Here is a 14,139-nt window from a genome sequence, read left to right as displayed (position 1 = left end):
TGCCCGGCAGAGCATCGAGTTCTTTTAAAAATCCGGCCCATCGTGTTCTCCAATGCTCCCGCGCCTTTCTCTATCTACGTTTTCAACGACGGATATTCAGCGAACCACCAGACTTGCGGTCAGAGGCGTGTTGTCCGACGAGCTCCCGGCCAGTACCTGATATTCGCCCGAAGGCAGGTTCCAGACGTTCTTCTCTTCATCAAAGGTCTTCAACGCCCGATCGTCGATCGTAATCGTAACGGTCTGCGATTCGCCAGGAGCAAGTGTGATTCGCTTCCATCCGACAAGCCGCTTGAAGGATTCGTCGGAACCTTTCGGAAGACGCCCGTAAACCTGGGCAATCTCCGTGCCCGCTCGCTTACCGGTGTTCTTTACCGTGAAGCGCGCAGTCCTGGCGGCTGAATCAACAGACAAGCCGGAGTATGTGTAGGTGGTGTAAGACAGACCGAAGCCGAAGGGAAACAGTGGCTTCCTATTCTGTGCTTCATACCACTTGTAACCAACCGCAGGCCCCTCGTCGTAGCGGACAGCGTAACCAGCGTGGGCCGAAGCATTCGCTGTAGGCGCACCGTTGTCGGCAACATCCCCAGTGCGCACCTGGTTCTCTGGAATCTTAGGCGCATCGGGATGCGGAAGATCCGCTTCGCTCTTCGGGAAAGACAGCGGGAGCCTGCCTGCCGGATTGACGTCCCCTACGAGCACATTTGCCAGCGCCTTGTGTCCCGAACTTCCGGCGTACCAGGCTTCGATCACGCCCGCCACTTTGTCGATCCAGGGCATGGTGACGGCGGTGCCGGTTTCGAGCACGACGATGGTATGCGGATTCGCTGCCGCCACCTGCTCGATCAATGCATCCTGGTTATCCGGAAGCGAAAGGCTGGGTACGTCCATGTCTTCCGACAGCCACTGATATGCAAAGACAATTGCAAGATCAGCAGACTTAGCGAGGCTGGCAGCTGACTGCGGATCGGTTCCCGGATCGAAATCAATCTTTGCGTTCGGCAGCTTCGTCTGCAGCGCCTTTAAGGGAGAAGTTGGGAACCAGACGGGCTTCTGCCAGATCGTCGCGCCTTTACCGGGAGGCATGATGGCATTGCCGCCAGGAGGATCGACCTGCGCCGATCCTCCACCGGAGATCATCCCGACATCGGCATGACCGCCAATCATCGCAATGGTGTGGACCTTGGATGGATTGATCGGAAGCACGGCCGGGCTGTTCTTCAGCAGAACGATGCTCTTTTCTTCTACTCGCTGGGAGACTTCGAGTCCTTTCTCGACATCCACCACGCCCTTCTGCGGCGGATCGTCTACGATTCCCGACAGAAACTCCGCATATAGAACTCGGCGTGCATGGTCGTCTATTTCGGCCTGCGGAACTTTGCCGGCTTCCACTGCTTCTTTCAGCTTTGGACCAAAGAAGTCGGCCATAGGCTGTTCCTGATCAAGACCCGCTGCGGACGCCTTTTCCGTGCTGTGTGTTCCACCCCAATCGGAAATGACAAATCCTTTGAAGCCCCATTCCTTCTCGAGGACATCGCGCAGCGTGTAGGAGTTCTCACAGGCGAAGTCGCCATTGGTCCGGTTATAGGAACACATCACGGCGCCCGGATTCGCGATGGAGATCGCGATATGGAAGGCGAGCAAATCAGATTCCTGCATCGCCCGCTTCGAGATGACCGCGTTCACAAAGAAACGCCCCGTCTCCTGATCATTCATCACATAGTGCTTGATGTCGCCGACCACATGCTGCGCCTGTTCACACTTCATCAGGCTGCCGACGACGGTGCCCGCGAGGAGTGGATCTTCACCCGCATATTCGAAGCTGCGTCCATTCCTTGGCTCGCGGGCTAAATCCACCCCACCACCCAACGTCATATTGAACCCTTGCGCCCGGAGTTCCTGGCCAATCACAGTGCCGAAGTCGCAAGCGGAGTCTTGATCCCAACTTGCTGCAGCGCCCAGGCTCGAAGGCATAGCCGTCGAATACCTTCCGTTGGCCCCGCTGTCTCTCACCCCATAGCCCGCATCGGAAATTACCAGAGGGGGAATGCCCAGGCGCTGGACGCCCTCAACGTATCCCGCACCGCCGTTGGTGAGGTGGGAGAGAGGCATCTGCCATTGGGACGCGTGAGCCATCCCGTTCCCGTGCAATAAAGCCAGCTTCTCGTCGAGAGTGAGCTGCTTGAGAACCATTTCGGCACGTTCTTCCGGGGAGAGTTGAGGATTCATCCACGGCCGGTCCGTGACCTGAGCGGCGGCCACGGAGGTTGCGATGATCGCTCCCAAGGCTGCGATGACGGTGCAAAAGAGGTAAAAACCAAACTTGCGATTCTGCATTTGTCTCCCTACGGAACTCATTTGGACCCTTCTATCTCGTTTTGAAGTATGAATCTGGCATTGCTGGTGTCAAGCTCCTGCAGGTACGAAATTCCGTCCACGACGGAGGTGATCACGCCGATTCGGTCCTGCTTTCCCTCGATCACGCGCGAGGGAATCTTGAATGTCTTTTGGTTTTCGGTCCTGATGGTCAACGTCACTCGCGATTTCGAGGGCGCGCTCCAGGTGATCTCGTATATCCCACGAGGAAGCTGGATGTTACCTGCCCGGGTAGAGGCGGCGAGATAAAACGTCTGAGAGTTCTGGGCAGCCATCAAGTTGGCCGAAAACAAAATCGACAAGAGGACGAATCCGAGAATGCGTCTCATACAAAGTCCCCTCCCATTCGTGGAGGGATACTGCTGGATCCTCCACAAAACTCTGGAACGCACTCAGATTAGGGAGAGCCGATAGTTTTTATAAGCTGCATCGTGCATCAGACGGCGCAGGAGCATGTATAAGTGTCTTATTTGCAATGCGATAGGGAGGGGGCTGGGCTTCGTTTTAAGGGATGTATGATACAGCTTTTTGGGAATGGAAACCCTTACCACGTCTCCACAGCAATGACCGTGGGCGGTCCGGGGTGACCTTCAATCACATTCGCTTCTATGACGGCCTCTAGATTTAACTGATCCCAATTCTTCGGAGCCTTCTTCAACATTGCATCCAGATACGCAGAGTTCGACACGACCTCGCTAGCCGCCTCCGTGCCTTCGCCCAGAATACCTGCCAGGATGATCACCGGCTGCCCCGATACCTGGTCATGAATTCGGGCGACAACGGCGTAGTCCCGGGCAAGGCTTTTCAACGGAACCTGCCATTCAAGCGTCCACATTCTTCTGGGGACACTCTTGCGATCCACCACCTTGCGAACATGATTGTCGTATTCGAAGCCAATCGGCAAATCCTGGGTTATGCGCATCGTCCAGGGATTGTCGAAAGCCCCAATCATGACGGATGGACCCTCACGCAATTGAGCGAAACCAGTCTCCGAACCCGCTAGAACGCGAAATTCGCCGTTTTTCGGTACCAGGGGCGCGATGGAACGCGCAAGCGTGATGACGTCGTAAACATTCAAACTGCCAGTCTCTCCAGCGGGGATCGGGGGGATCGTTCTGCTTTGGAGATCGACAGAGTCAGTCGGCACGCCCAGGCAGTATGTAACCCGGCTGGAAGTGGCGGTAATCGGCTCCCAAAAGCGGCTCATATTTGAGAGATCGCTGGGATTTGCGGAAGCGCCGGGGCGCGCGGTCTGTCCCGGGAATCTCACATGGCCGAGACCGAAGCCCAACAGCCCAGTAACAAGCAGAGCAATCGGTATCCAGGCATGAACGGCACGACCTGAAGATCCTTTAGGAGAATCCACCGAGCGAGTTTCCGCCTCTATGGGACCTTGAGGGAATGCCTCAGGCGACTCATCGCCTAACTGAGTATCGGTTGGAACGGCGGTATGAGACGAAGGCTCTCGAAATAGCGGAACATACGAGCCAAGCGGCAACTCGATGATCAGCTCACCCGCATGATCGGGGCTGTAATAGTACTGAATAAGCCTCTTTCGAACCTCAGCAGCCGTCGTACGAACTACCGGGTCAAGATTGACATCGTAATTCGGTTCACGCCCGAAGGCCTCGACGCCGATTGTTCTCTCCTTTAATTCGCCGGCGTTGCCCAGCAATGCTTGTTCTACCGTATACGCGAGCAATACCGGGTATCGCTTGCTATTTGTGAACAAGGGGTGCGCGAGGAGGCGGTTCAGTTGTTCGCGAACCAAAGCCGCATTTGGAATAATCTTTGTCTCGCTGTGGCCGGGCATTCAGAGTGTTCCTCGGGTTCAATGGAAGCTTACTTCAAACGTAGGCAGCAATGAGCCTTAAGCTCGCAAGCTTCCTATCCTAACGGTTTTACTTCTCGATCTCAGCAAACCTTTTTAGCGATGCAAAGTCTTCGAAAATGAAATCCGCTCCCGCATCGAGAAGCTCACGGGCGGCGAAGGTTCGAGTCAGGGCCGAAACGCAGCATCCTGCACCCTTGGCAGAGAGGACTCCTGTCAGTGCGTCTTCCACCACGAGGCATTGGGACGGCCGGAGCGCAAGGCGCGAAGTGACGGTTAGGTAGATCTCCGGCGAGGGTTTGGGCTCAGAAATATCCCCTAGATCAGCAACGGCTTCAAAAAGGTCTGCTATGCCAAGACGGTTCAGAGTCGCAATCCGATTGCGCGGCGTTGCCGAGGTTGCAAGAGCCAGACGATAATGCTGAGCTGCCCACCGGACGAACTCAATCGCACCGGGAACTATCTTTATCCCTTGTTCTTCTTGTTCGTAGAACTGCTTCTTTTCATTCAGGACCGCAGATTTTCGCCCGTCAGCCAGTCCGTGTCGAGCTCCGATTTCGTCGATCATGACGGCATCGCTCCGGCCTATATAAGCGCGCAGATCGGCGTCTGACAAGGCGATCCCTGCGTGCTCAAATGCGATGCGCTTCGCGTGTGCGTGCAATTCTTCAGAGTCGATCAGCACCCCGTCCATATCGAAGACGATGGCTTGTGGCTTCGTCATTTGCTTTGTCCAATCAGTTCGTTCAGTCAGCATTTTCGACCGTCACATATTTCGCGAAGAGCGGCACACACGCCAGGAGAGCGACAAGAAACCAGAACGCGTTGTGCAAGCCGATTCCCTTGGACAGGAAGCCGATGGCGGCTGGTCCCGTCAGCATGCCGGCATAACCTGCCGTAGTGAGGGCGGCGACGGCCAGCCCCTTAGGCATTGCGTGTTGCGTACCCGCGAGTCTGAACAGGATAGGCACGATGTTCGCGGCTCCAAGGCCCACAAAGACAAAACTGACAAGCCCGATCCATGCGACCGGTGCGAGCAGGAGGCCGCACAAGCCGAGGAGCGCTATCACCCCGCCAGATGTCAGCACAATGCGGTTCCCGAATCGCGCTACGATGCTATCGCCCGCGAAGCGGCTGAATGTCATCGCGATCGAGAAGAGCATGTATCCCACCCCACCATGTGCAGTCGAGACGAGGTGTTCGCCTACAAGCAAAAGCGCACTCCAGTCGAGCAGAGCCCCCTCAACCAGGAACGAGATTGCTGCGACGATAGCGATGACGAGCACGACACCTCTCGGGATGGCAAAGAGAGGCTGCTTCTCTCTCTCCCGATTCGAGAGCATGCGCGGAAGAGCCACAACAATCAGGGAAACAAGAAGAATGGAGCTGAAGATTGTGCTTGAACTGGGTGCGATTCCTCGCGAGAGAAAGGCTGTCACGACTCCCGAACCTAGAAATCCGCCAATACTGAAGAGTGCGTGAAATCCAGACATCAACGGTTTCTCAGAGATACGCTCAACATCGACAGCATGCAGGTTCATCGCAACATCCAGCGATCCCAGAGACGCCCCGAAAGCGAACAATGCGACTCCAAGGGCGATTGGCGACGATACGATGCTCAAGAGCGGCAATATGAGTGCCAGTCCTACTCCACCTGAGAGTACGACCGGCTTACTGCTGAAGCGCGCACACAGGTTCGCAGCAAGCGGCATGGCAACGATGGAACCAGCGCCCAAGAGCAGAAGAACCAACCCCATCGTGTCATCGCCGAGATGGCAGCGGGTCTTTGCGAAAGGCACTAAGGGTGCCCAGCAAGCTACGCCGAAACCTGCAGCAATGAATGCCAGCCGGGTCGATAGCTTCGCGCGCGATAGATTCGAACCCTCTGTCATGAAAATTCCTGTTCTCGGTTATGTCGAGCGAGACGCAACCTACGGTTGCCCAAGGATGACTGTGGGGCCGGCATTGGAAAAGGTCGAGACAATCTCCTCCGATGTGCCAGCTTCAAGAACGACATGGTCAAGGACTGCCAGTGCGGCGACCTGAAACGGCGCCCGGGTCTCAACTTTGTCCATAGTGACAAGCACGGCGGTACGATCACTTCTCGCGATGAGTGTGCGTTTGAACTCGGCATCTGCCATATGGAACGCGCCAATTCCAAGAGACACGGAAACGGCACACGCTCCCAGGAAGCACAGATCAAGGCTCAAGCGTTCGGCTTCGCGGGCAGCAGACAGCCCGATGGCCGCGCCGATTTCACGATCGATCTCTCCTCCTAGAACGATGACTTTGAAATTTTTTCGCTCAAGGAGGGCGCTGGCGATCGCAATCGAATTTGTGGCGATGGTAAGAGAGCGATCGGGCGGCATCTCTCTGGCCAGGGCCAGGTTAGTAGTGCCGCTATCGAGGAACACCGTCGATGCTTCGGAGACTAAGCTGAGAGCGGCCAAAGCCAAAGCACGTTTTTCTTTCGAGTCGTTCAAGAGTCTCTGTTCAAACGGAACTCCATCCGGGGATATCGGAAGTCCGCCACCGTAAACCCGTTTGCACTTGCCCTCCGCGGCTAACGCCCGCAGGTCGCGGCGGATGGCGTCTTCCGACACCAGGAACTCCTTTGCGAGGGCCGTGGAATTGACGGGAAGGCCACGTTGCAGGCGATTTTCAATCTCGCTCTTCCTTGTTGCTCCAGACAGAACGTGCATGAACAAGAAAATACCATGCACGATCAAGAGCGGCAAAGAATTCAGTTTTACGAGCCAACACCTCATCAAAAAACGGGAATTCAGGGTCGAACCTCCTTCCTGCAGCCGCTAAATGCTAGACGCGAAGCTTTCACGACGGCAGGCCGCAGCTGTGTCTCACTTGCGTTGCTCCTGTGTGAAGTGGTGATCGGCGCGACGAGAACTCGCCAGTGACGGATATCAGTCACAGATCTGTCACGGATGGCCACGCTATCGAACGCACTCTAGCGGTGCGGTCTTGAGTAAAAGCATCGCTTAGGTCTGGATTCCTCCGGACACATCGTGAGGTTGCGGTTTGGCGATGTCCTTGCTAGCGAATATCTCCGAAGGAGATCAGTTAGGAACTCCCGAAAAAGAAGCCTTCATAGGCAGAGACAGCGTTGAAATGTTTTTCATCGATTTGCCAAGCGCGATTCCACCTCGGGCTTGCAACCTGATAACTCGGATTTCGAAAAGTCGCTCATACGTCCTAAGTGGGGAAGCCGCGATACTTGAGCCCAGATTAGGGCCGAGGGACGCGCCGGCCACGCGATTCTGATCGGGTCCGTAAGCGCATTTTGTTCCACGCTGATGGGCGGCCACTGATGTATTGGCAGCACCTATCGGAACATCGTTCACACACAACCAGATCGGCCAAAGAGAGAGATTTTTATTATGAGTCCAGTTCAGGCAGAACAAACAAGCAGCGCAGGAAATGTGCCCTTAACGTCCGTCCACAAAACGGAGGCGGATGGTATTCAGGTTTTTTACCGGTCCGCCGGCGACCCGGAGGCGCCTGTGCTGCTTCTGCTGCACGGCTTTCCAAGCTCATCGTTCATGTTCCGCAATCTCATTTCCCGTCTTGCCGATGAGTACCGGGTGATCGCCCCAGACCTTCCGGGATTCGGTTTCACCGACGTGCCGGAGAAGCGAAAATATACATATTCCTTCGAGGCATTGGCCGGTACGATAGACGCTTTCACTGAAGCGCTTGGTCTGAAGAGCTACGCGATCTACATATTTGATTACGGAGCACCGACAGGCCTGCGGCTGGCGTTTAGCCATCCTGAACGAGTGACGGCAATCGTCTCCCAGAACGGCAATGCTTACGAAGAGGGTCTCGGTGATGCATGGGGACCGATCAGGACCTATTGGGCTCAGCCAACTCCAGCAAATCGGGAAGTGATCCGGCAAAACATTCTGAATTTCGAAGGAACTCGCTGGCAGTACACCCACGGTGTAGCGAATCCTGAAGTCGTTGCGCCCGAATCGTACACGCTGGATGCTGCGTTACTGGAACGCCCGGGGAACAAGGACATCCAGCTCGATCTGTTTCTCGACTATGCGTCGAACGTGAAGCTGTATCCGAAGTTTCAGGAGTACTTCCGTCAGTCGAAGCCGCCGCTGCTTGCGATCTGGGGTAAGAACGATCCCTTCTTCATTCCCGCCGGAGCCGACGCGTTTCGTAAGGACATTCCCAATGCGCAGGTCAGTTTCCTCGATACAGGCCACTTTGCCATTGAAACGCATGTGCTCGAGATTGCCGCTGCGATCAAAGGCTTTCTCAAGGCGAACCACATCTCGGGGAAAAGCCAGAAAGCGGGCTCCCGATGAATCATCCTAAGCACATGGGTACAGTCGTGCTGGTACATGGTGCCTGGGCTGATGGGTCGTGCTGGAGCAACATCATCATTCCCTTGCGACGCCATGGGCTGAACGTTATCTCGGCTCAAATTCCTCTTACCTCTCTCACCGATGACGCCGCCGCTTTGCGGCGCGTCATCGAGAGGACCATGGGGCCCGTCACTCTGGTAGGACACGCATATGCCGGCGCTGTGATCGCAGCCGCCCATAATGATCGGGTGAAATCACTGGTGTATGTGGCTGCGCTGGCCCCCGACGAGGGGGAGACTGTGATGGACGTGTTCTATCGTGCGACGCCACATCCGCAAGCTCCGCATCTCGAGCCGGACGCCTATGGGTTTATCTGGATGCCGGAAGAGAGTTTTGGCAGTGCAGTCGCTCACAAGGCTTCGTCGGACCAGATTGCCATCATGACTGCTCTACAGCAGCCAATCTCAGTGCAATGTATCCAGGAAAAGGCGCCCACGCCTGCATGGAAGAGCACGCCATCGTGGTATCTCATCGCCGAGGAGGATCGCATGATCATCCCAGAGGTGCAAAGATTTATGGCGGAACGGATGGGCGCGACGATACGATCCCACAATGTTGATCACACGCCAATGCACACCGCGCCGAACTTCGTAGTCGACTTGATACTCGACGCTGCCAGGAAAACACTTCCGGAGTAAAGCGAGAATTGCTTCGCGTTGAGTCCGCATCCGAGCCTGTTCAGGCAGGCTTGGAATGAACGGAGAATCGCAAACAGGTCTGTTCTTGCGATCTTTGGAAGCATTTCTCTTGATCGGATCTGGATTCACAACTTCGTGGCCGCCCCGCGATATCAAGCGGTGCGACTTCCTCAAGGAGAATTCGCTATGCGCGCCATCGTTCTCGAGAAATTCGGTGGACCGGACAGCCTGGTCTACAAGGACATCGCGGAACCCGATCCCAAGCCCGGCCACGTAGTCATCCAGATCAAGGCCTTCGGCATCAACCATGCCGAGATGCACATGCGTCGAGGCGAGTGGGCCGAGGCCGCTCCTGTCAGCGGCATCGAATGCGTTGGCTTGGTGAAGTCGTGTCCTGGCGGCGAGTTTCCAGTCGGGGCTAAAGTCGCAGCCTTGATGGGCGGCCTCGGCCGGACGATCAACGGAAGCTATGCCGAATATACTCGGGCCCCAGCCTCGAATGTAGCGCCGATCGAGTCGAAGTTGTCTTGGGCTGAACTTGCCACAATTCCTGAAACCTACGCGACCGCATGGACTTGCTTGTTTCGAAACCTGGAAATTCAAAAGGGGCAATTGATAGTCATCCGCGGTGCGACCTCGTCATTTGGGCAAGCCGCGCTCAAGATGGCGGTAAATGCGGGCGCTCGCGTTATCGCCACAACACGTAATCGTAATCGCTTCGAAATTTTGGAAAAGCTGGGAGCCGCGCGCTGTGAAATCGAACAGCGCGATCTGTCGAAGCATATCGCCGAAGCAAAGAAAATTGATGCAGTGCTTGATTTAGTTGGAAACAGCGTCCTGCTTGATTCACTCGCCATGCTTCGCCGCGGCGGGCGCTCCTGTCTGGCGGGCTGGCTCGGTGGTCTTGCCCCGATCGCCGACTTCAACCCTTTACTGCAAATGGCGAGCGGCGTTTATCTAACCTTCTTTGGCAGCTTTGTCTTTGGAACGCCAGGCTTTCCGCTCTTGGATGTTCCCCTGCAACAAATCGCTGCAGACGCAGAGGCCGGCAGGCTCGATGTCAAACCATCCAGGGTTTTCCGTTTCGAGGAAATCCGTGAAGCACACCGCGTTATGGAGGCACACGAGGCTCACGGAAAGATGGTTGTTGTTCACGACTAACACATACCCCAACAGGCTCAGGCGGCGGGTTCACACGATCGACAATCAATACTTCGTTCAGAAGCTGGGAGAAGACGACGTCCGCTTATCTCGATAAAACTGTGAGGCCAAATGATCGACGCGATCTAACCATCAACCGAATAGGAGTTTTCCGTCGAAGCAGAATACGTTTCACTCAATCTCCTCCAGCCCGGTATGGCAGTCCGGCAGACTGCTTCCTGACCGGAGACCCTTCCTTTTTCTTTAATAAACCGATTTATGTTGTCTGCTGTGAAGCAACCTCTATATAGTTCTGATGTTTCGCCAAGTACAAAAATCTTGCGGACAATGACAAGCGAGGCAGAACAAGTTTCTCTATGGAAAACGTTTGCCGGGATCTGGAGCTGGGAGTAATTTCATTCAGGGGCGCCCTCAAGAATCTGCTGAGAAGTGTTTTACGCGTTGATCTAACGATGGCGGTCTCATCCAGAAACGCCACCGCTCCTCGACGGGTTATTTTTCATCTTGGAATGGCCTTGTTGCTGCTCGCCGGGTTGCCGTTTTCGGCTTTTTCTCAATCACCCACAATTCATGCCACGATTGATGCTTCCAAGACTGGAACGCCCATCTCGAAATACATTTACGGGCAGTTTCTCGAGCACGGCGGCGACATTGTCAATACGGGTATTTGGTCCGAAATGCTCGTCGACCGCAAGTTCTTCTATCCGGTCGCGGCATCCGCTCCCACGCCTCCGCCGCTCATGGCCAATGCGGCAGGAAACCCGCGTCTGCGGCGCACGCCCACTCGCTGGTGGGCGCCGGTGGGTGGTGACCAGGCCGTCTCGATGGACAAGAAGGCTCCTTATACTGGCGACCAGTCACCGCTCATCGGACTTGATGGAAAGGAACCGCGCGGCCTCAGCCAGTCAGGTATCGCCGTTCGCAAAGGTCAGGCCTACACCGGCCGGATCGTGCTCGCGGGATCACCGAGTGCCGTTATCAAGGTCACACTGATCTGGGGGAAGGAAGCATCCGATCGAGAAACCGTCACCGTTCACTCACTGAGCGAGGGATATCGTAAATTTGCTTTGCGCTACGCTGCCGCCGTCGATACCGACGACGCGGCCCTCGAGATCACCGGCACGGGCACCGGCTCTTATCATGTCGGGGCCGTTTCGCTCATGCCTGCAAATAATGTCGAAGGCTTTCGCCCTGAGGTGATCGCCGCCCTCAAACAGTTGCGCTTCGGCGTACTTCGCTTTCCCGGCGGCAACTTCGTGTCTTCATACGAGTGGCGCTACGGGGTCGGCGACATCGACAAACGTCCGCCTATCTTCGATCCGGTATGGCATGCCGTGCAGCCAAATGATGTCGGCACCGACGAATTTCTCACTCTATGCCGTTTGCTGGGCGTCGATCCCTACATCACCGTCAATGCTGGCTTCGGCGACGCATGGTCCGCGCGCGAACTGGTCGAGTATACGAATGGCGCTGCAAGCACACCGATGGGCAAGTGGCGCGCCGAAAACGGCCATCCCGAGGCTTACCACGTCAAATTCTGGGGCGTGGGCAATGAGCCGTGGGGCGACTACCAGATGGGAGCGATGTCGCTTCCACAATTCGAAGTCAAGCACAACTTATTCGCAAAGGAGATGCGCAAGGTTGATCCCTCTATCAAATTAATCGCAGGCGGAGCGATGCCTGACGTGATGGAAGGCGCCGATCAGGCGAGGCGCATCAACGGCCAATACGTTCCCGACTATCTTTCTTCAGCCGACTGGACGGGGCAGATGCTGTTGAACTGTCTCGACGATATTGACATGGTCAGCGAGCACTACTATGCCTCGGGCACTCAGCACACGGACATCAAGCTGCAGAAGAAAGTCCCTATCGATCCGCCGCTGTCTCTTGTCGAGTGGGAACGCGCGCCGGCGGTACAGATTCGGGCCAAGTATGAGCACTACGAGGAGTATCTGAAACGTATTCCCGCGTTGCGCGCCAAGCCTGTCCCGATTGCCATTGATGAATGGGCTTATTCAGGAAGCTCCCGCGATGGATATAAGGTGGTTCCCGCTTACGCCTGGGCCTTCCATGAGATGTTCCGTCACTCCGATGTTTTTCAAATGGGAGCGTTCACCTTCGCCACCGCGATGATGAGCGAGAACCGCACCGAGGCCGTTCTCAATCCGACCGGCATGCTTTTCAAAATGTATCGCGATCACTTCGGTACGATTCCAGTCGAGGTCACTGGCGACTCGCCTCAACCGAAACCCGCATTCCCAGCCGGGGGCGATCAGCCTGCTGTCAATCCTGGGAGCCCAACTTATCCGCTGGATGTAAGCGCGGCACTGAGCGAGGACCGCAAGACGCTCGCGATCGCCGTACTCAATCCTTCCGACTCGCAACAAAGCATCCAGATTGTTCTGAATGGAGCGAAGCTCGCCAACTCAGGGCATCTTTATCGCATGGCTCCCGATTCCATTGACGCGACCGTAGTGGTGGACAAGAAGCCTGAGGTACAGGTTGAAGATCAGTTGCTTGGGCCGCTGCCTGACGCGATTACGGTGCGACCGTTCAGCGTCAACATATACTCCTATGCGGTCGAATAACGAAAAAATTCAAGAGGTCCCGATGAAAAGAATGAGATGGTTTCTTGCGGGTGCAGTTATCGCCGCCTCGGTCCCGTCACCCGTCGCCAGTTGCCAGGCGCAGACCAATGTGCCAGCCGTCATTCCCGGCGTTAAGCCCGCAAGTGTCGAGCACATCAAGATCCACGGTGCGGCGCTAGAGGGAAATCTCGAAGGCGATGCGGTCGATCGCGATGTTATCGTCTTTCTTCCTCCCAGTTATGCGAAGGAGAAGAAGCGTCGTTATCCGGTGGTCTATGCCTTGCACGGATACTCGATTGGCGCCGAGCAGTGGACGCACGAGATTCATGTTCCGCAAACGATCGAAGGCGGTTTCGCGCAGGGTGCGCAGGAGATGATCGTTGTCCTGCCCGACTCAAAAACCATCTACAACGGATCCATGTACTCGAGCTCGGCGACCACCGGCGACTTCGAAGATTACATCGCGCACGACGTTGTCGCTTACATGGACGCACACTATCGCACCATTCCCAATCGCTCGAGCCGCGGTCTCGTCGGCCACTCCATGGGAGGCTACGGAGCTTCGCGCATCGGCATGAAGCACCCTGACGTATTCGGTGCGCTCTACATCATGAGCCCTTGCTGCTTGTCTCCAATGGCCGGCGGCGGACCAGGGCCCGCGGATCAGGCGAAGGAGCGAGCAATGGCAAGTGAGAAGAAGGTGGCTGCGGCAAGGTCGCCTGCCGATCTGGCGGCACAGTCGCCCGGCTTCGGCTCCGCGCAATACGCAACCGCAGCAGCGTGGGCGCCGAATCCAAAGAACCCGCCGCTTTACTTCGACCTTCCGACGAAGGACGGCGTTCCTCAGCCCGAGATTGTTGCGAAATTCACGGCCAATGCGCCGCTTGCGTTCGTGGATCAGTACATCGGAAATCTGAAGCAGTATCGGGCAATTGCGATGGATGTGGGAGATCAGGATGGTTTGCGCGTGGACGCCGCCAAGCTGCATGAGATTCTCGACAACTATGGCGTGGTCAACGCCTTTGAGATATATTCCGGCACGCACATCAGTGCAGTCGCCGATCGCTTCCAAAACCATGTATTGCCCTTTTTCAGCAAGAACCTTTGCTTCACCGCAGGCTGCAAGTGAGAAAAAACGAAGACGCGCTGGC

11 protein-coding genes are annotated in these 14,139 nt (G+C 56.0%); 5 read left to right on the top strand and 6 right to left on the bottom strand.

The annotated features are described in order from the left end of the window. Nucleotides 1-96: 96 nt before the first annotated feature. The 6 genes from XX99_RS24580 to XX99_RS24555 form a co-directional block, all read right to left on the bottom strand. Nucleotides 97-2,337 carry a glycoside hydrolase family 3 C-terminal domain-containing protein gene (locus tag XX99_RS24580; RefSeq protein ID WP_050062058.1) on the bottom strand — a complete coding sequence of 747 codons (2,241 nt, stop codon included), beginning with the start codon at nt 2,335-2,337 and terminating at the stop codon, nt 97-99. A 17-nt stretch (nt 2,338-2,354) separates the two neighbouring features. Next, nucleotides 2,355-2,705 (bottom strand): hypothetical protein, encoded by a 351-nt coding sequence (locus XX99_RS24575; protein ID WP_050062057.1) that lies wholly within the window; start codon nt 2,703-2,705, stop codon nt 2,355-2,357. A gap of 215 nt (nt 2,706-2,920) precedes the next feature. Next, complete coding sequence (locus XX99_RS24570) at nt 2,921-4,189, bottom strand: hypothetical protein (RefSeq protein WP_050062056.1); 1,269 nt, start codon at nt 4,187-4,189, stop codon at nt 2,921-2,923. 88 nt (nt 4,190-4,277) lie between these two features. Further along, nucleotides 4,278-4,964 carry an HAD family hydrolase gene (locus XX99_RS24565; RefSeq protein WP_082125939.1) on the bottom strand — a complete coding sequence of 229 codons (687 nt, stop codon included), beginning with the start codon at nt 4,962-4,964 and terminating at the stop codon, nt 4,278-4,280. After that, entirely contained in the window at nt 4,954-6,099 is a 1,146-nt protein-coding gene (locus XX99_RS24560; RefSeq protein ID WP_050062054.1) for an MFS transporter, read from the bottom strand. Before XX99_RS24560 ends, XX99_RS24565 begins: the two co-directional genes overlap by 11 nt. Before the next feature lie 39 nt (nt 6,100-6,138). Then, nucleotides 6,139-6,945: a DeoR/GlpR family DNA-binding transcription regulator gene (locus tag XX99_RS24555; protein ID WP_050062053.1), complete on the bottom strand. Its 807-nt coding sequence runs from the start codon at nt 6,943-6,945 to the stop codon at nt 6,139-6,141. Between the two features lie 657 nt (nt 6,946-7,602). On the opposite strand from XX99_RS24555, the gene XX99_RS24550 reads away from it, so the two are divergent. The 5 genes from XX99_RS24550 (at nt 7,603) to XX99_RS24530 (ending at nt 14,117) form a co-directional block, all read left to right on the top strand. After that, on the top strand, nt 7,603-8,541 hold the full coding sequence (locus XX99_RS24550) for an alpha/beta fold hydrolase (protein WP_082125937.1): 939 nt from the start codon (nt 7,603-7,605) through the stop codon (nt 8,539-8,541). After that, nucleotides 8,538-9,239, top strand: a complete 702-nt coding sequence (locus XX99_RS24545; protein ID WP_050062052.1) for an alpha/beta fold hydrolase — start codon at nt 8,538-8,540, stop codon at nt 9,237-9,239. Before XX99_RS24550 ends, XX99_RS24545 begins: the two co-directional genes overlap by 4 nt. 186 nt (nt 9,240-9,425) lie before the next feature. Further along, nucleotides 9,426-10,400, top strand: coding sequence for a zinc-binding alcohol dehydrogenase family protein (locus XX99_RS24540; protein WP_050062404.1), 975 nt, complete (start codon nt 9,426-9,428; stop codon nt 10,398-10,400). 515 nt (nt 10,401-10,915) lie between these two features. Continuing rightward, a complete protein-coding gene (locus XX99_RS24535) occupies nt 10,916-12,988 on the top strand; it encodes an alpha-N-arabinofuranosidase (protein ID WP_197081947.1) in 2,073 nt (690 codons plus the stop codon). Between the two features lie 31 nt (nt 12,989-13,019). Then, nucleotides 13,020-14,117 (top strand): alpha/beta hydrolase, encoded by a 1,098-nt coding sequence (locus XX99_RS24530; RefSeq protein WP_082125936.1) that lies wholly within the window; start codon nt 13,020-13,022, stop codon nt 14,115-14,117. The last annotated feature ends 22 nt before the right edge of the window (nt 14,118-14,139 follow it).

The sequence above is a fragment of the Silvibacterium bohemicum genome, from assembly GCF_001006305.1.
Taxonomy (GTDB): Bacteria; Acidobacteriota; Terriglobia; order Terriglobales; family Acidobacteriaceae; genus Silvibacterium; species Silvibacterium bohemicum.
This window is presented reverse-complemented; position numbering and strand designations above follow the sequence as displayed.

What these genes read in the sequence shown, in the direction of transcription:
- XX99_RS24580 (WP_050062058.1), bottom strand. Translation starts at nt 2,337, where the DNA reads ATGCAGAATCGCAAGTTTGGTTTTTACCTCTTTTGCACCGTCATCGCA.
- XX99_RS24575 (WP_050062057.1), bottom strand. Translation starts at nt 2,705, where the DNA reads ATGAGACGCATTCTCGGATTCGTCCTCTTGTCGATTTTGTTTTCGGCC.
- XX99_RS24570 (WP_050062056.1), bottom strand. Translation starts at nt 4,189, where the DNA reads ATGCCCGGCCACAGCGAGACAAAGATTATTCCAAATGCGGCTTTGGTT.
- XX99_RS24565 (WP_082125939.1), bottom strand. Translation starts at nt 4,964, where the DNA reads ATGCTGACTGAACGAACTGATTGGACAAAGCAAATGACGAAGCCACAA.
- XX99_RS24560 (WP_050062054.1), bottom strand. Translation starts at nt 6,099, where the DNA reads ATGACAGAGGGTTCGAATCTATCGCGCGCGAAGCTATCGACCCGGCTG.
- XX99_RS24550 (WP_082125937.1), top strand. Translation starts at nt 7,603, where the DNA reads ATGAGTCCAGTTCAGGCAGAACAAACAAGCAGCGCAGGAAATGTGCCC.
- XX99_RS24545 (WP_050062052.1), top strand. Translation starts at nt 8,538, where the DNA reads ATGAATCATCCTAAGCACATGGGTACAGTCGTGCTGGTACATGGTGCC.
- XX99_RS24540 (WP_050062404.1), top strand. Translation starts at nt 9,426, where the DNA reads ATGCGCGCCATCGTTCTCGAGAAATTCGGTGGACCGGACAGCCTGGTC.
- XX99_RS24530 (WP_082125936.1), top strand. Translation starts at nt 13,020, where the DNA reads ATGAGATGGTTTCTTGCGGGTGCAGTTATCGCCGCCTCGGTCCCGTCA.